We start from the raw sequence: 15,346 nt of genomic DNA, 5'->3' as shown, positions 1-15,346 counted from the left end.
GCCGTCGTACTCGCCCCCATGAGCGAGCGGGAGACATCGGACGACGAACGACCGTACGAGTGTGACCTCTGCGACGACCGGTTCGCGACGCGCGAAGAGCTGAAAGACCACGTCTGGGAGTACCACGAGATGGACGGGGACGTCCCGCCGTAGCCTCCCCGACGGTCCGCGTCGCCGCTCTCGCGTCACCGGTCGTCCCCGATCGGGTGTGGACGAACAGTCGGATGGAGCACCGTTTCGGGCCGAGCGAACACCGGCGTGTGGCAGGCGTTACCGCTCGAAATTCCGGAATGTCTCTTACATCGATAGCGCTGTAACGCAGCTTTCGCGGCGAGAACGAGGCGTCGGTGGCCGCGCTACAGGCAGGCTGCTCTCACTCGTACGACAGCCGCTGGAGGACGTAGCGGTACGTCCGTCCCTCCGTCCGGAGTTCGAGATAGTGTTCGCCGTCTTCCTGTCCGAGTCGGTCGAAGTGGTCGCCGAGCGCGCCCGGGTTCAACGAGTCCGGCGAGTTCTGCACCGCGAAGAACAGCGTCGCGGAACGGCCCTTCACGTCGTCCGTCTGCTTGGCTTTGACCGCGAGGAGTTCGCCGCTCTGCCGGACGTCGACGTCGCCGGTACACGCCCACGTGTGATCGAGATACCGGAGTTCCTTGCCACCGAGTTCTGCCCACTGAGTTTCGACCATACAGTACGTTCTTCGTCACTCCTCATCGTCTTTTCGGCGACTGGACAGGAACCCCGACGGTTCGTGGTGGCGATCGAGCCCTACCCGGACGAACGAGGTCGGCGACCAGCAAGAGCGCCAGAAGCGCGGTCGTCGCGACGATGCCGCCGCCGAGACTACTCCGGACGGGCTCCATAGCGTTATCTCGATTGCATTGCTGAAAAACGTATGTTCGGGCGCGAACGGATACTGTCCCGTCTGCCTAGAGGTTCCACGCGACGGGGAGCCAGAGATACGTCATCAGCGTCAGAAACAGGATGCCGAGCAGGTTCAGCCAGAAGCCGACGCGGGCCATCTGCGGGATGGAGACGTAGCCGCTGCCGAAGACGATGGCGTTCGGCGGCGTCGCCACCGGGAGCATGAACGCCAACGAGGCGGCCACCGAGACGGTCACCATCAGCACGACCGGCGAGACGGCGAGCGACGCGCCCAGACTCGCCATCACGGGGATGAACAGCGAGGCGGTCGCGCTGTTGGAGGTGACCTCGGTGAGGAACACCACGAGCGTCGCCACCGCCAGCAGGACCCAGACGAACTCGACGCCGCGCAACGCGACGAGCGTCCCGGCGATCCACCGGTCCAACCCGCTCAGTTGAAACAGTCGGGCAAGCGAGAACCCCGCCCCGAAGAGCAGCAACACGCCCCACGGGACGCGTGTGGTCGCCTCCCACTCGAGGAGGAACTCGCCTCGCTTCAGGTCGACCGGAACCAGGAAGACGAGAATACCGCCCACCAGCGCGACGGTCGTGTCGGTGACGCCCGGCGCGACGGGTTCGATGACGAACGGACGGAGCAGCCACCCGGAGACGACGAGCGCGAAGACGGCGACGACCCGCCGCTCGCCGCGGTTCATCGGGCCCAGCGCCGCCAACTGCGACCTGACGACGGCCCGACTCTCCGGTACCGTCCGCACCTCGGGTCGGAGGAGCGTGATCAACACGACCCAGGTGACGCCGAGGAAGACGACGGCGATGGGGAGGGCGAACACCATCCACTGGACGAAGCCGATCCGGACGCCGAGCGTCGACTGCGCGATCCCCGCGAGGATCGCGTTCGGCGGCGTCCCGATGATCGTCGCGACACCGCCGATCGAGGCCGCGTAGGCGATACCGAGCATCAGCGCGGTGCCGAAGTTCGACCGTGGGGGTCCGGTCTCGCCCGCGGCGAGCGGTTCCTGCGAAAGCTCGAAGTCGGGAGTCGCGGGCTCCGCCGACCCCCCGGACGCCCGAAACGCGTCGACTTGAGCGACGACTGCCATCCCGATCGGGACCATCATCATCGCCGTCGCGGTGTTCGAGACCCACATCGACAGAAACGCCGTCACGAGCATGAACCCGAGGAGCAGTCGGCGGGTGTCGTCGCCGACGCGGACGAGGACGCCGAGCGCGATGCGCCGATGGAGGTTCCACCGCTCGATCGCCAGCGCGACCAGGAACCCTCCGAGGAAGAGGAACACGACCGGGTCGGCGTACGGAGCGGCCGTCTCGGCGACGGACGCGACGCCGAGCGTCGGGAACAGCAGGATCGGCAGCAGACTCGTCACCGGGATCGGGACGGCTTCGGTCATCCACCACGCCGCGATCCAGAGCGTCCCCGCGAGGACGGCGTTGGCCTGTGGCGACAGTCCCGCTGGGGAGACGAAGAGTCGGACGACGACGAACAGGAGCGGCCCGAGCACCAACCCCCCTCGCTGCAGTCGCGTGTATCCGTCCTCGGTGTCAGTCATTCTATCTGTGACGACGTGTCGACGAGAGCGGCATAATAACTATGCACTCTCGACGCGACATCGGTCGCTCGGACGCGACTGCTGTCGTGCAGCGGGCACTAGGCCCAGCGGCTCGCAAGGCTCGTCGCCCGCTGCAGAGACAGCACGATTAAGTCATCACACGAACAGTTCGAAGACGATGGTGGGTGCGGATCACCTGTGGGCAGACGGCAACTCACTCTCGAGACGCGAGCTACTGGCGACGGTGAACAGTGTCGGACTCCTCTCGGCCGCAGGCTGTAGTACGAGGGAGTCTCCACCGTCGATCACCGCTCCGACGACGGCGCTCGTCGACGAGTCGATTCGCATCGAAGTCGATGGAGTCGAGCCACAGACGGCGCTGCACGTTCGGGCGAGCGCTCGTTCGCGAGAAGGAACCGAGTGGGTAGCGAACGCCCGTTTCGAAGCCGATTCCGACGGCACTGTCTCTCTCCCCGAGCAGGCCCCGACCGACGGCACGTACGAGGGCGTGGACCCGATGGGGCTGTTCTGGTCGATGCGGCCCGACGGCGCAGACCCGAACCGACCGCTCCCCCCGGATACGCTGTTCGTTCCAGCGAAGTCGGCCTACGACGTCACGCTCGTCGTAGAGGTCGACGGCGAATCTGTCGCCGAGCAGACGACGACGCGACGGCTGTTCGACTCCGACATCGAACGGCGGCCCGTCACCGACGACGCCCTCGTCGGTGAGTTCTTCGTCCCGCCGAGTGAGGAACCTGCACCTGCAGTCGTCCATCTCCACGGAGCGGGCGGGCGACCGCATCTCGCGACCGGCCGCTTGTTGGCCTCTCGCGGGTTCGCGACGCTGGTGCTGCAGTACTTCGGTGAACCAGACCCAGTTCCGAACGCGCTGACAGAGGTTCCAGTCGAGTACGTCGAGAGGGCGACGTCGTGGCTCCGGACTCACGACCGCGTCGCTGGCGGGGACGTCGGACTGTTCGGGTTCTCCAGAGGGGGTGAGTTGGCGTTACTCGTCGGCAGTCGGACCGACGACGTCGGGGCGGTCGTCGGCTGGGTACCGAGTGGAATCGTCTGGGAGGGACTCGGGTCGGGACGAACCCCGGCGGGGACGTCCGCGTGGTCGCGCGACGGCGACCCGGTACCGTTTCTCGAACTCGCGGACGCCACCCCGAGAGCACCACCGTCTCCGTCACTGCCCTACTACGAACCGGCACTGACCGACGCGAGCAGTGCCGCACTGGACGCGGCGACGATTCCGGTCGAGAGCGCCGGCGCACCCGTCTATCTGGTCTCCGTGACGGACGACAGACGGTGGCCGTCGACTGTGTTCTCCGAACGTGTCGTCGACCGCCTCGACAGAGCTGGGTATCCGCACGAGTACACCCACGAGCGGTACACCGGCGCGGGCCACTACCTCAGACTCCCGTCTCTCCCGACGGCAGGAACGACGAGAGACCAGTACCACGTCTACGGCGGTAGTCGGGCGGCGAACGCTCGTGCCAACGCCGCTGCATGGCACGGTACGCTGTCGTTTCTCGGACGAGCGCTCGGCGGACAGTCGCCCCGATAGCCGAGGGGCTAGAGTTTGCCCGCGAGGACCTTCGCGGCGGTCGCGATCGGGTCCCAGACGGGGCTGAACGGTGGCGCGTACGCGAGATCGAGGTTCGCGACCTCGTCGACGGTCATGCCGGCGTGGAGCGCAGTCGCGACCGTGTCGATACGCTTGGCTCCCTCCCGACCGACGACGCTCGCACCGAGGACGCGCCCCGTCTCGCTGTCCCCGACGAGAGTGACCGTGAGCTCCGTCGCGCCCGGATAATAGTGAGCACGGGCGGCGTCGGTGATCTCGACGGAGACCGGGTCGAATCCAGCCTCGCGTGCCGCCGACTCCTCGACGATGCCCGTCCGTGCCGCACCGAGGTCGAACGCCTTGACGATGGCCGTGCCTGCGATCGTGCCGACCTCGGTCGGCGTTCCCGTCACCGTCTGTCCGATGGCTCTGCCGGCGCGGTTCGCGGTCAACGCCAGCGGGACGTGCGTCGGTTCGCCGGTGACGACGTCCGTCGACTCCGCACAGTCACCTGCCGCGTAGACGGTGTCGTAGTTCGTTCGGCCGTACTCGTCGGTCGCGATCGCACCCGTCTCCCCAAGTTCGATCCCCGCCTCCTCGGCGAGCGCGACGTTCGGTGCCACACCGACGCCGACGACGACGACGTCCGCTGAGACCGTCTCGCTCTCTAACTGCACGGCGTCGACGCGGTCTTCGCCTGTGAACCCCGACACCGGGGTGTCGAGGTGGAGGCTGACGCCCTTCTCTCGGAGGTGGTCTTCGACGACGGTCGCGACCGACTCCCCGAACGGCTGGAGGACGTGCGGCAGCATCTCGAACGTGTGGACGTCGAGACCACGGGCGTCGAGCGCTTCGGCCATCTCGACGCCGACGTAGCCGCCACCGACGATGGCCGCCGTCTCCGGTCGCTCGGTCTCGACGTACTCGTGGATAGCGGCCGCCGAGTCCATGCTGTGTATCGTGAACACCCCGTCGAGGTCGATGCCGTCGAAGGGAGGTTCGATCGCGCGAGCGCCGGTCGCGACGAGAAGCGAGTCGTACGGCTGCTCGAACTGCTCGCCGTTCGCAGCGACGGTCACGGTCTGTGCTTCGGGGTCGATCGCGACGACTTCGTGACCCGTCCGCAGGTCGATATTTCGTTCCGTCCGGAACTCCTCGGGCGTGACCTGGACGAGGTCGTCCAGCGACTCGATCTCGCCTTTCACGTAGTACGGCAGCCCACAGGCCGCGTACGAGACCCACTCACCCTTCTCGAAGACGACGACGTCTAGCTCCGGCTCTGCGCGCTTCGCCTTGCTGGCCGCGCTCATCCCTGCTGCGTCACCACCGACGACGACGAACGTGTCTGTCATACCAGACGTACGTCCCGAACGACATAAGAACGATAGGCTCGTTCACACGTCGGTACAATCGTCGAAGCCGGTTTGTACCCGGAGCGTACGTCGCCGACGGTCGCACCGACGCGTCTGATCGCCTGAGCGTCTTCGTCTCGTCCCTCCGACGGAAGAGAGCGACACACGCGGAGAGATCTTTGCGCCGTGCTGTCCCTGTTCAGCTATAAGGTAGTGCTCGTCGTTGTATCCGCTCGTGGATGAGCCAGTCAGACACAGACGAGACGGTGCGTCGTGAACCAACTGCGATAACGTCGGAACCGCCCGGGTCGAACGTCGAGACCACCGACGAAGTGACCGTCTACGACGACGAAGTCGAACTTGAGCGGACGATCGGACTCACCGGCGGGGTCGCGATCGGCGTCGGGACGATGGTCGGCGCAGGCATCTTCGTCTTCCCCGGGCTCGCCGCCGGACGTGCGGGGCCCGCCGCGGCGCTGTCGTTCGCACTCGGAGCGGTCGTCGCCCTGCTCGTCGCGTTGCCGACCTCGGAACTGGCGACGGCGATGCCCCAGAGCGGTGGCGGCTACTACTTCATCTCTCGCGGGATGGGGAACCCGTACGGAGCGGTGGTCGGACTCAGTCTCTGGCTCGGACTCGTCTTCGCCTCGGCGTTCTACCTCGTCGGGTTCGGCCAGTACGCCGCCGCGATACTCGCCGAACTGGGACTCTCACTCGGGTCGTCGGCCGTGGCCCCGGCGCTGGCAGTCGCCGTCGGCGTCGGCCTGACGGGTGCGAGCATCGTCGGAACGGAGAACACCGCCAAACTCCAGAACGTCGTCGTCGGACTCCTCCTCGGGATTCTGACGCTGTTTCTCGCCTACGGCGGCCTCGATGCACTGGGCTTCTTCGGTCGACAGACGGTGCCGGAGACGTTCGCCCCGTTCGGCGTCCTCCCGATCCTGACGACGACGGCGTTCGTCTTCACCGCCTATCTCGGTTTCGCACAGGTGGCGACGGTCGCCGGCGACATCAAAAATCCCAGTCGGAACCTCCCGCGGGCGATGGTCGGGTCGGTGCTTCTGGTGGCGGTACTCAACGTCACGACCGTGCTCGTCGCGACGAGCGCGTTCGGCAGCAGCCGGTTGGCGACGTTCGGCGAGACGGCGCTCGTCGAGGTCGCACGGAGTTTCGTCGGCCTCGGGGGTGCGGTCACCATCCTGCTCGCCGGCCTCCTCGCGACGGTGTCGAGCGCGAACGCGTCGATTCTGAGTTCGTCCCGTGCGCTGTTCGCACTCAGTCGCGACGAACTCGTCCCGGCGGTCGCAGGGAAGCTCAACCGCCAGTACAACACTCCGCACGTCGCACTGGCGCTGGCGGGTGGGCCGATCGTCTTTCTCGTCGTGGTCGGTCGCGTCGAGGTGCTCGCCGAAGTCGCGTCGTTCCTCCATCTCCTGATGTACGGACTGATGTGTGTCACGCTGATCGTGCTCCGCCGGCGCTCGCCCGACTGGTACGACCCCGACTACCGTATCCCGGGCTACCCGGCGTTGCCGGCGCTCGGCGCGCTCGCCAGCTTCGGCCTCCTCGCGTTGATGCAACCGCTCTCGCAGGTCGTGGGGGTCGCCGTCATGGTCGGAGCAGTCGTGTGGTATCGGCTCTACGCGTCCGACGTCGTACTCAGGGGGAACCTCTGATCATGTCCGAAACACCAACTCCGACGACGGGTGGGATGACCGTGCTCGTCCCCGTACAGATTCTCGAAAGTGAACAGGTTCCGGCAGCCCTCATCGACGTACTCGCGTCGACGTCGGTAGTCCTGCTCGGCTATCACGTGATTCCCGAACAGACCGCGCCCGAACAGGCACGGGCGTCGTTCGGCGAGCAGGCACGCGAAGAACTCGACGACCTGGCCGCTGCGTTTCGGGACGCCGGGGGGACGGTCGAGACGCGACTCGTCTTCACCCGCGACCCGACCCAGACGTTCGAGCGAATCGCCGTCGATGTCGCTGCCGACGCGGTCCTCCTGCTCAACCCCGCGCCGAGCGTCGACCGCATCATGGTCGCACTCAGCGAGGGGATCAACACCGAGCGAATCACCGAACTCGCGGCTTCGCTGGCGCGCGGGTCCGACGTCACCGTCTCACTGTTCCACGTGGCGACGGCCGAAACCGAGCGGGAACGCGGCGAACGACTGCTCGCGGAAGCCCGCAACTCGCTCGTCGACAAAGGTGTCTCGTCCACCTGGATCGACAGCGAGGTGCTGGTGAGCGAGACGCCCGTGAAGGCGATCGTCGACGCCGCGTCGACCGGAACCGATCTCGTTCTTCTCGGGGAGAGTCGGCCGTCGGTTCGCGAGCTCGTCTTCGGCGAACCGTCGGAGCGTATCGCCGACCACGCGCTCGCGCCGATTCTCGTCGTCCGCCGACTGCCGGCGCTGGCCACCGACGAGACGGCCGACGAGGGGGAGGAAGACGGATGAAGCGAATCGACACGACGGCAGCGAACGGGTTCTTCGACGTCGTCGGTGGCACCGAACGGTCGCAGGCGGCGACGATGGTGCTCGCTCCCGGCCAGTCGACGGGTGGCCCGTCGAACGCCCATGCGAGGAGCGACCAGTGGCTCTACGTCGTCTCCGGGTCCGGGACGGCGACCGTCGAAGGCGAGTCGGTCGACCTCGAAGCGGGGACGCTGGTGCTCGTCGAAGCCGGCGAGACCCACGAGATAGCGAACACCGGGAGGGAGCCACTGGAGACGGTCAACGTGTACGCGCCGCCGGAGTACGCGCCTCGGGGCCGCTGACCGCGTCGACGTCCGTCGCTCGGTCGGTCTCCAGTTCTCTCTCGGCGGGAATCGACGGGTGAATTATGTCGGATGATGACAGACATATACCGTATGACGATAGATGAAATCACCGAGTACGACGTCGACCGGATGGACGACGAGGAGATCCGCGGGTTCCTGTCGAGTCACAGCGTCGGCGTGCTCGGACTGCCGACGGACGGCGCGCCCAGTCTGCGTCCGATGTCGTTCTGGTTCGACGGCGAGTCGGGACTGTATCTGCTCTACTTCCTCGGCGAGCGTAGCAGGAAGGTAGAGCTCAGCGAACAGGCGAACGTCGCCCGCTTTCTCGTCTACAGCGCCGAGACGACGTTCACCTGGCGGAGCGTGCTGCTCACCGGGACGCTCAGCGAGGTCCCCGAGAGCGAGTGGGAGACGGTACAGGAGGACCTCGATAACGCGTGGCGTCCGGACGCGCTCAGACAGGCGCTGGCCGACGACAACATCAGGATTTACCAGTTTCGGATCGACGAACAGACGGGGCTCAGATCAACGGGGATTCCGCCGGGGTTCGAAGAGGACCAGACCGCGTAGCTCCGATCAGAACGCCGTCCACCCCCCGTCGACGGGGATGTTCGCCCCGGTGATGTACGAAGCCCCATCGGAGGCGAGAAACGCCGCGAGGGGGGCGATCTCCTCCGGTTCCGCAGGTCGCCCCATCGGCGTGTGCGACCTGAGGAACTGGTAGAACCGGTCTTGCTCGAGCAGGTTCTCCGTCATCGGGGTGCGAACGAACCCGGGACAGATGCCGTTGACGCGGACGCCCTCGTGGGCGAAGTCGACGGCGACCTGCTGCGTGAAGTTCACGACGCCCCCCTTGGCGGCCGAGTACGACGTCGCCCCCTTCCCTCCTCGGAGGCCGTAGATCGACTCGACGTTGACGATGCAGCCCGCCGACTCCAACAGATGTGGCAACGCGGCTTTCGACCCGTGCATCACGCCGTCGAGGTTAGTCGAGATCACGTCGTGCCACTCCTCGAGGCTCATCTCGTCGAGACTCGTCTCGCTGCCGACCCCCGCGTTGTTCACCAGCACGTCCAGGCGATCGTGCTCGTCGACGACGCCCTCGACGAGGGCTTCGACCTGTTCGTACTCGCGGACGTCACACTGTCGGAACTCACAGCCGATCTCGTCGGCCGTCTCGTTCCCCGTCGACTCGGTCCGACCGCAGATGACGACCGTCGCGCCCTGCTCGACGTATTCGGCCGCGATCGCTCGCCCGATTCCCGACGATCCGCCCGTGACGATAGCTACCTTCCCGGAGAGCATGTCTCTAGTTCGACAGCAAGCACCATAACTCGACGCCCGCCTCGCGCGGTTCGTCGCGTGCTACGTCATCGCGTCGTCGCGAATCTCCGGATGTTCCCGGACGAACGCGACGAGGCGTCCGACGTACGACTCGAACGGCGGGCAGTCGATTCCCGTTCCCGCCAGCGCACGACGTGTGTTCGGACAGGCGTACCGCGTCGGGTGGTCGAAGTAGTCGAGCGTCGCCGATTCCGCAGGCATACCTCGCGCCCGGAGCGACCGCAGCAACCGCTTCACCGTCGGTTTCGGGAGCGGAACTGACAGGGTCCGGTGGCCGGTCGCCTCGGCGACGACGTCGACGAACCGTGGGATCGACAGCGGCGAGGGGTCGCAGAGGTGGTAGACCTCGCCGACGGTGTCGTCTCGCCGACTCAGGTGTGCGATCGCGTCGACGACGAAGTCCCGGGGGACGACGTTCAGTTCCGTCTCGGCCGCGCCGGGGACGGTCGTCAGCACGGACAGCGTCGACGGCTGGGCGAGGAGGAGCCGAAGCAGATAGTACGGGCCGTCGTACTTCTGGGTCGCACCCGTCTCGCTGTCGCCGACGACGATCGCCGGACGGTAGATCGTCGCCGGCAGACCCTCTGCCATCCGCCGCTGGACGAGCAGTTCTGCGCGGTACTTCGTCTCCTCGTACTGATTGTTGAACGTCTGTCCCTCCCGCAAGTGATCCTCGGTGAAGACGCCGTCGTACCGTCCGCTGACGTAGCAGGTGCTGACGTACTGGAGGCAGTCGACGTCGAGTTCCGCGGCGACGTCGAGGACGTGTTCGGTGCCGCGGACGTTCACCGCCTCCCCGACCTCGCGAGCCACCGCGAGGTCGTAGACGGCCGCGAGGTGGTACAGCTCCGTCACCGACGACAGGTCGTCGAGACCGTCGAGGCCGAGTCCGGGTTCGGTGATGTCGCCCTCGTAGAGTCGAATCCGCGCTCGGTCGTCTCCTTCGGTCAGTTCCGACGCGCGCCGCTCGGCGAGGTCGCGGTACTTCGGTTGGACGAGACACGCGACCGGGCCCGAGTCACGGTCGAGCAGTCGTTCGACGAGTTGCGAGCCGAGAAACCCCGGGAACCCAGTCAGGAGGATCTGCGGGTCGGTCGACGCGTCGGCAGTCATCGCCGCCACCGCCGGACGCGTCGCTGGAGGCCGAAGAGTCCGAACGCCGCATCGAGCGCCCACTTCGTCGCACTGCCCGAGGGAAACGCGATCGGGCCGAGGCGGGAGGTGGCGATCGTCTTCGAGTGGAGGAAGCGTCGCAGACCCTCCGGCCCGTGGCGGCGACCGAGTCCGGAGTCCCCGTAGCCACCCATCGGCGCGTCGATGGCCGCCCACCCGGAGAGGTAGGCGTCGTTGACGCAGACGGTCCCGCAGTCGAGCCGTCGCGCGACCGCCCGGCCGCGCTCGCGGTCGGCCGTCCAGACGCTCGCGTTCAGTCCGTACGGTGAGTCGTTGGCCGCGGCGACGGCCGCCGCCGCGTCGGGAACCGCCGTCACCGACACGACGGGACCGAACGTCTCCTCACAGGCCACGGTCGAGTCGGGGTCGACGTCCGTCAACACCGTCGGTTCGAAACAGAACGGTCCCACGTCGGAACGGTGACGGCCGCCGGTGACGACCGACGCACCGGTCTCGACGGCGTCCGCCAGGTGAGATTCGACCCGGTCGAGTTGGCTGGCGTCGACGAGCGATCCGACGTCGGCGCGGTAGTCGAACTCGGTGCCGAGCGAGAGGCGACGCGTCGCACCGACGAACGCGTCGAGGAACGCGTCGTACAGCGGTTCGACGACGTAGACGCGCTCGGCCGAGAGACAGAGCTGTCCCGCGTTCGTGAAGCAGGCGACGACCGCCCCCCGGGCCGCCTCCTCCACGTCCGCGTCGTCGAGTACGACCAGCGGGTTGTTGCCGCCGAGTTCGAGCGAGCAGTCGATCAGGTTCCGCCCCGCCCGCTCGGCGACGCTCCGTCCCGTCTCGGTGTTGCCGGTGAACGCGACGGAGTCGACCCGGTCGATCAGCGCCGGCCCCGCGACCGGTCCCGCACCCGTGACGACTTCGAGGACGCCGTCGGGGAGTCCGGCCTCCTCGAGGAGTTCGGCGAGCGCGAGCGCGACGAACGGCGTCTTCTCGTCGGGTTTGAGGACCACCGCGTTCCCGGCGACGAGCGCGGGAATCGCGTCGGTCACGGCCAGGGTGAGCGGGTAGTTCCACGGCGAGACGACGCCGACGACGCCGACCGGGTCGTAGCTCACGCGCGCGCTGGTCACACCCGGGAAGGCACCCCGGCGGCGTTCCTCCGCGAGGAGCGACGGACCGGCGTCCGCGTAGTACGTACACGACATCGGCACGTCGAGCAGTTCTTCGGCGGCTGTGCGACGAGCCTTCCCCGTCTCCAGTTGAGTCAGGTCGAGCAGTTCCTCGCGACGTTCGAGCACCAGGTCGCCGAACCGGTCGACGACGGCGGCACGGTCGGCGGGAGAGCGGTCGGCCCACGCCGACTGCGCCGCTCGCGCTCGATCGACGGCGTGGGCGACGTCGTCCTCGTCACACGCAGGCACCGACGCGAACACGCTGTCCGTCGCCGGTGCCGAGACGGGGATGCGTTCCGTGCCGGACGCGGTGACACGCTCGGCCAACGTTTCGAACCGCTCGGCCGACAGGGCGGTCGACGCGAACACCGACGTGGAGGTGGCTGTCTCTGACGACATAGCGGAACTATCTGTGAGAGAAACAGGTGGGGGAAGTACATAGCTGTCGGCCCTCTGACCGTCCGCGAGACACGAAGCGAGGGTGATACCGGCCGTGACCCTATCACAAAACTTAGACGGCGACCAGCGGAAGGGTCTGTCGTCTATGCCCTCCACGACGGAACTCGCCATCGAGGCGACCGACCTCCGGAAGAGCTATGGCTCCGAGACGGCGCTCGACGGTATCTCACTCTCGATTCCCACGGGGACGGTGTACGGCTTCCTCGGCCCGAACGGGGCCGGCAAGTCGACGACGATGCGCATCCTCACCGGGCTCTCGAATCCGACGGCCGGACGGGTTCGCGTCTGTGGGACGCCGGTCGAGGACCGACGGGCGTTCGTCCCGCGCGTCGGCTACCTCCCGGAGACGCCGCCGGTGTACGACGAGTTCAGCGCTCGCGAGCAACTCCAGTACAGCGCCGACCTCCGGGACATCCCTCGCGACGTCGCGCGCGACCGGATCGACCGATACCTCGAAGAGTTCGACCTCGCGGACGACGCCGACAAGCGTATCGGCAGCTACTCGAAGGGGATGCGGCAGAAGACGGCGTTCGTCCAGAGCGTCCTCCACGACCCCGACGTCGTCTTCCTCGACGAACCGACGAGCGGGCTCGACCCGCGGGCGGCGCGGCGTATTCGCGAGTCCATCGCCGACCTCGCCGACGCGGGGACGACCGTCTTCCTCTCGACGCACATCCTCCCAGTGGTCGAGGCAGTCGCCGACGAGGTCGGCGTGCTCTTCGAGGGGCGACTCGTCGCGGAGGGGACGCCGGCGGAGCTGACGGCGCGCGCCGAGACCGGTGCCGGCGGGTCGCTCGAAGACGCGTTCCTCGCGGTCACGAGCCACGTCACGGCGTCTCCGACGACGGCCGCGACGACCGCCGAGGACGACGGATGAGCCTCAGACGGGACGTCCGTCACGGCGTCCGCATCGGCCGGGCGGAGTTCGTCCGGAGCCGCCGCGAGTATCTCCAGGACAACCGTCGCATCCTCGGCTTCGTCGTCGCGCTCCTGTTTCTCGGCGGGAACCTGCTGTTCGCGCTGCCGGCCGTGTTCCTGCTCGGCCGGACCGCGCAGTCGGCGAGCGCGATCCCGTTTCTCGGTCCCGCGGCGTCGGTGCTCCCCGTCGGGCTGGTGCTGTTCGCCGCGTTGCGGACGGTCGAGCGGATCAGCGGCGTCGAGGGTGAGTCGTTACTGCTGACGAGCGTCCACCCGCGTGCGGTCGTCGTCGGCCTGCTCGTCGCCGAGATCGCGCGACTGGCGCTGTGGTTCGGACTGCCGATCGTCCTCGTCGCCGCCGTCTTCGCGGCGGGGCTCGGCGCACCGGGACTGCTGGTGACCGGGACGCTCGTGGTGTTCCCGTTGGCGTGCTGTGCGGCCGTCTGGGGGTACGCTCTCGGACTCGCCGCCCTCCGGGGGCTCAGACGGCTGCCGACGCTCCGTCGCTTCCTGAAAGGGGCGTCCGTCCTCCTGTTCGTCGGCGTAATCGTCGCCTCGCAGTTCGTCGGGCAGTATCTCGCGACGGTCGAGGTGTCGCTGGAGTCGCTGCTGTCGGTCCTCTCCGTCGCGCCCGTCGTGGAGTACGTCGCGCTGGCGTTCGTCGGGACGCCGCTGTCGCAACCCGTGGCGCCGAGTAGCGCGCTCGTCCTCCTCGGCGTGCTCGGTCTGACGCCGGTCGGACTGCTCGTCGCGGAGCGACAGGCGACGGCGCTGTGGTTCACCGACGCGCCGCGGTCGGGCAGCGAGTCCGACCGGTCGACCGACGAGCAGGAGTCGGCGTCACGTGAGACGGGAGCCGCGACCCGGAGCCACTTCTCGCCGCCGAAGCCGTTCGCGTGGACGGCCGCGGGCCGCGTCGCGTGGGGCGTCCTCGTCCGTGCCGTCCGCAAGCCGCAGGAACTGGTCCATCTGCTCACCATCGTCTTCGTCGCGGGACCGTTCCTCGGAACGGTCACGCAGACCGGCCTCGGCGGGGAGACGGCGCCGCTGTTCGGAGCCGGTCTCGGCGTCGTCCTCGGGGCGTACCTCTCGGGGGCGGCGTTCGGACTGAACCCTCTCGGCGACGATCGACCGCAGTTTCCCCTGTTGCTCCTGACGGAGACGTCGCCGCGGACGTACGTCGACGGGCGGGCGGTCGCCGGACTCGCCGTCGGTCTCCCGGTGGCGGTCGTGGTCCCTCTGCTCGCGCTGGCGGTCGGCGGAAGCCCGCTCGACGGTGTCGCCTTCGCGCTCGCGGGCGTCGCCGCCTGCCTCGCGGCCGCGCTCTTCGCGCTGGGACTCGGCTGTCTGTATCCGATCTACGACGCGCGAGAGGTCTGGGGGACGGAGACGGTCTCCCCGTCGACGCTGATCACGATGGTGTTCACCTTCGTCGTCGTCAGTGGTGCGAGCGTCGGCGTCTTCACGCTGTGGTTCGCGCTCACCGGGAACCTCCGGCTCACCGCCGTCGCCGTCGTCGGCCTCGGGGTCTACCTCGCGCTGACCGCGGGCGTCCCGTTGCTCTCGTACCGTTACGCCGTTCGACGGTATCGGCGGTTCATCTTCGACTGACAGCACCCGTCTACGCGTCCCGCTCCTGTCTCCCGTCGGGTGCGACGGTGAGCACGGGGACGGGCGACTCGCGGACCACCCGTTCGGTCACGCTGCCGAGGAGCGCTCGCGACAGGCCGGAACGGCCGTGGGTCCCCATCACCACGAGGTCGACCTCGTTCTCCTCGGCGTAGTCGAGGATCGCCCGGTGAACGACGCCGATCCGGACCGCCGCGACGACGGGGACGTCGGCCGCCTCGCCCGCCCGAACGACGGCGTCGACGGCGCTCTGTGCCCGCTCTCTGAGTGGCCGGCGGAGTTCCTCGACGTCGACGTCGGGCGGCGTCCGCAACCCGAGCTCGCCCGCGTCGACGACCGAGAGCGCGTGGACGGTCGCGTCGTACGTGTCGGCGACGTCGACGGCGTAATCGACCGCACGGGCCGCGGTCTCGCTTCCGTCGGTCGGCACGAGAATCGTCGAGTACATGTGAGACTGTTCGGTCACGATACAGATTAGGTTGTCGTCGAATCGGAGCCACGCCGCGTGACAGCAGCTATTTGGGGGCCAGTCGGCAA

The 15,346-nt window shown here is 67.8% G+C and carries 15 protein-coding genes; 8 read left to right on the top strand and 7 right to left on the bottom strand.

Annotation, left to right across the window (positions count from 1 at the left end):
* Nucleotides 1-18 precede the first annotated feature (18 nt).
* Entirely contained in the window at nucleotides 19-153 is a 135-nt protein-coding gene (locus tag EOHIBHHM_RS10275; RefSeq protein ID WP_497250204.1) for a hypothetical protein, read from the top strand.
* Nucleotides 154-373: 220 nt separating this feature from the next.
* Here the strand turns inward: EOHIBHHM_RS10275 and EOHIBHHM_RS10270 are convergent, their stop codons facing one another.
* Nucleotides 374-688, bottom strand: coding sequence for a hypothetical protein (locus EOHIBHHM_RS10270; protein ID WP_497250202.1), 315 nt, complete (start codon nucleotides 686-688; stop codon nucleotides 374-376).
* Nucleotides 689-929: 241 nt separating this feature from the next.
* Nucleotides 930-2,453 carry an SLC13 family permease gene (locus EOHIBHHM_RS10265; protein ID WP_497250200.1) on the bottom strand — a complete coding sequence of 508 codons (1,524 nt, stop codon included), beginning with the start codon at nucleotides 2,451-2,453 and terminating at the stop codon, nucleotides 930-932.
* Between the two features lie 178 nt (nucleotides 2,454-2,631).
* Here EOHIBHHM_RS10265 and EOHIBHHM_RS10260 point away from each other — a divergent pair, with 178 nt between their 5' ends.
* A complete protein-coding gene (locus tag EOHIBHHM_RS10260) occupies nucleotides 2,632-4,023 on the top strand; it encodes an acyl-CoA thioester hydrolase/BAAT C-terminal domain-containing protein (protein ID WP_497250198.1) in 1,392 nt (463 codons plus the stop codon).
* Nucleotides 4,024-4,031: 8 nt separating this feature from the next.
* On the opposite strand, the gene EOHIBHHM_RS10255 is transcribed toward EOHIBHHM_RS10260, so the two are convergent.
* On the bottom strand, nucleotides 4,032-5,375 hold the full coding sequence (locus EOHIBHHM_RS10255; RefSeq protein ID WP_497250196.1) for an FAD-dependent oxidoreductase: 1,344 nt from the start codon (nucleotides 5,373-5,375) through the stop codon (nucleotides 4,032-4,034).
* Between the two features lie 239 nt (nucleotides 5,376-5,614).
* On the opposite strand from EOHIBHHM_RS10255, the gene EOHIBHHM_RS10250 reads away from it, so the two are divergent.
* The 4 genes from EOHIBHHM_RS10250 to EOHIBHHM_RS10235 all read left to right on the top strand — a co-directional run bounded on the left by EOHIBHHM_RS10250 (nucleotide 5,615) and on the right by EOHIBHHM_RS10235 (nucleotide 8,729).
* Entirely contained in the window at nucleotides 5,615-7,051 is a 1,437-nt protein-coding gene (locus tag EOHIBHHM_RS10250; RefSeq protein ID WP_497250194.1) for an APC family permease, read from the top strand.
* Nucleotides 7,052-7,053: 2 nt separating this feature from the next.
* Nucleotides 7,054-7,836: a universal stress protein gene (locus tag EOHIBHHM_RS10245; RefSeq protein WP_497250192.1), complete on the top strand. Its 783-nt coding sequence runs from the start codon at nucleotides 7,054-7,056 to the stop codon at nucleotides 7,834-7,836.
* Entirely contained in the window at nucleotides 7,833-8,156 is a 324-nt protein-coding gene (locus EOHIBHHM_RS10240; RefSeq protein ID WP_497250190.1) for a cupin domain-containing protein, read from the top strand. Before EOHIBHHM_RS10245 ends, EOHIBHHM_RS10240 begins: the two co-directional genes overlap by 4 nt.
* A gap of 93 nt (nucleotides 8,157-8,249) precedes the next feature.
* On the top strand, nucleotides 8,250-8,729 hold the full coding sequence (locus EOHIBHHM_RS10235; protein WP_497250188.1) for a pyridoxamine 5'-phosphate oxidase family protein: 480 nt from the start codon (nucleotides 8,250-8,252) through the stop codon (nucleotides 8,727-8,729).
* 6 nt (nucleotides 8,730-8,735) lie between these two features.
* Here the strand turns inward: EOHIBHHM_RS10235 and budC are convergent, their stop codons facing one another.
* The 3 genes from budC to EOHIBHHM_RS10220 are packed head-to-tail and all read right to left on the bottom strand — an operon-like array spanning nucleotide 8,736 to nucleotide 12,202.
* Complete coding sequence (gene budC / locus EOHIBHHM_RS10230) at nucleotides 8,736-9,464, bottom strand: meso-2,3-butanediol dehydrogenase (protein WP_497250186.1); 729 nt, start codon at nucleotides 9,462-9,464, stop codon at nucleotides 8,736-8,738.
* Between the two features lie 60 nt (nucleotides 9,465-9,524).
* Nucleotides 9,525-10,616, bottom strand: a complete 1,092-nt coding sequence (locus EOHIBHHM_RS10225) for an SDR family oxidoreductase (RefSeq protein WP_497250184.1) — start codon at nucleotides 10,614-10,616, stop codon at nucleotides 9,525-9,527.
* Nucleotides 10,613-12,202, bottom strand: a complete 1,590-nt coding sequence (locus tag EOHIBHHM_RS10220) for a succinic semialdehyde dehydrogenase (RefSeq protein ID WP_497250182.1) — start codon at nucleotides 12,200-12,202, stop codon at nucleotides 10,613-10,615. Before EOHIBHHM_RS10220 ends, EOHIBHHM_RS10225 begins: the two co-directional genes overlap by 4 nt.
* Before the next feature lie 145 nt (nucleotides 12,203-12,347).
* Here EOHIBHHM_RS10220 and EOHIBHHM_RS10215 point away from each other — a divergent pair, with 145 nt between their 5' ends.
* Entirely contained in the window at nucleotides 12,348-13,139 is a 792-nt protein-coding gene (locus EOHIBHHM_RS10215) for an ABC transporter ATP-binding protein (protein ID WP_497250180.1), read from the top strand.
* Complete coding sequence (locus EOHIBHHM_RS10210; protein WP_497250178.1) at nucleotides 13,136-14,791, top strand: hypothetical protein; 1,656 nt, start codon at nucleotides 13,136-13,138, stop codon at nucleotides 14,789-14,791. Before EOHIBHHM_RS10215 ends, EOHIBHHM_RS10210 begins: the two co-directional genes overlap by 4 nt.
* A 10-nt stretch (nucleotides 14,792-14,801) precedes the next feature.
* On the opposite strand, the gene EOHIBHHM_RS10205 is transcribed toward EOHIBHHM_RS10210, so the two are convergent.
* Entirely contained in the window at nucleotides 14,802-15,257 is a 456-nt protein-coding gene (locus EOHIBHHM_RS10205; RefSeq protein ID WP_497250176.1) for a universal stress protein, read from the bottom strand.
* Nucleotides 15,258-15,346: the final 89 nt, after the last annotated feature.

The organism is Halogranum roseipondis (genome assembly GCF_059695585.1).
This window is presented reverse-complemented; position numbering and strand designations above follow the sequence as displayed.

Bases quoted from the DNA above. Each gene is read 5' to 3' on its own strand.
- EOHIBHHM_RS10250 (WP_497250194.1), top strand. From the start codon at position 5,615: ATGAGCCAGTCAGACACAGACGAGACGGTGCGTCGTGAACCAACTGCG.
- budC (WP_497250186.1), bottom strand. From the start codon at position 9,464: ATGCTCTCCGGGAAGGTAGCTATCGTCACGGGCGGATCGTCGGGAATC.
- EOHIBHHM_RS10275 (WP_497250204.1), top strand. From the start codon at position 19: ATGAGCGAGCGGGAGACATCGGACGACGAACGACCGTACGAGTGTGAC.
- EOHIBHHM_RS10235 (WP_497250188.1), top strand. From the start codon at position 8,250: ATGACGATAGATGAAATCACCGAGTACGACGTCGACCGGATGGACGAC.
- EOHIBHHM_RS10270 (WP_497250202.1), bottom strand. From the start codon at position 688: ATGGTCGAAACTCAGTGGGCAGAACTCGGTGGCAAGGAACTCCGGTAT.
- EOHIBHHM_RS10260 (WP_497250198.1), top strand. From the start codon at position 2,632: ATGGTGGGTGCGGATCACCTGTGGGCAGACGGCAACTCACTCTCGAGA.
- EOHIBHHM_RS10210 (WP_497250178.1), top strand. From the start codon at position 13,136: ATGAGCCTCAGACGGGACGTCCGTCACGGCGTCCGCATCGGCCGGGCG.
- EOHIBHHM_RS10240 (WP_497250190.1), top strand. From the start codon at position 7,833: ATGAAGCGAATCGACACGACGGCAGCGAACGGGTTCTTCGACGTCGTC.
- EOHIBHHM_RS10215 (WP_497250180.1), top strand. From the start codon at position 12,348: ATGCCCTCCACGACGGAACTCGCCATCGAGGCGACCGACCTCCGGAAG.
- EOHIBHHM_RS10225 (WP_497250184.1), bottom strand. From the start codon at position 10,616: ATGACTGCCGACGCGTCGACCGACCCGCAGATCCTCCTGACTGGGTTC.
- EOHIBHHM_RS10255 (WP_497250196.1), bottom strand. From the start codon at position 5,375: ATGACAGACACGTTCGTCGTCGTCGGTGGTGACGCAGCAGGGATGAGC.
- EOHIBHHM_RS10265 (WP_497250200.1), bottom strand. From the start codon at position 2,453: ATGACTGACACCGAGGACGGATACACGCGACTGCAGCGAGGGGGGTTG.
- EOHIBHHM_RS10220 (WP_497250182.1), bottom strand. From the start codon at position 12,202: ATGTCGTCAGAGACAGCCACCTCCACGTCGGTGTTCGCGTCGACCGCC.
- EOHIBHHM_RS10245 (WP_497250192.1), top strand. From the start codon at position 7,054: ATGTCCGAAACACCAACTCCGACGACGGGTGGGATGACCGTGCTCGTC.
- EOHIBHHM_RS10205 (WP_497250176.1), bottom strand. From the start codon at position 15,257: ATGTACTCGACGATTCTCGTGCCGACCGACGGAAGCGAGACCGCGGCC.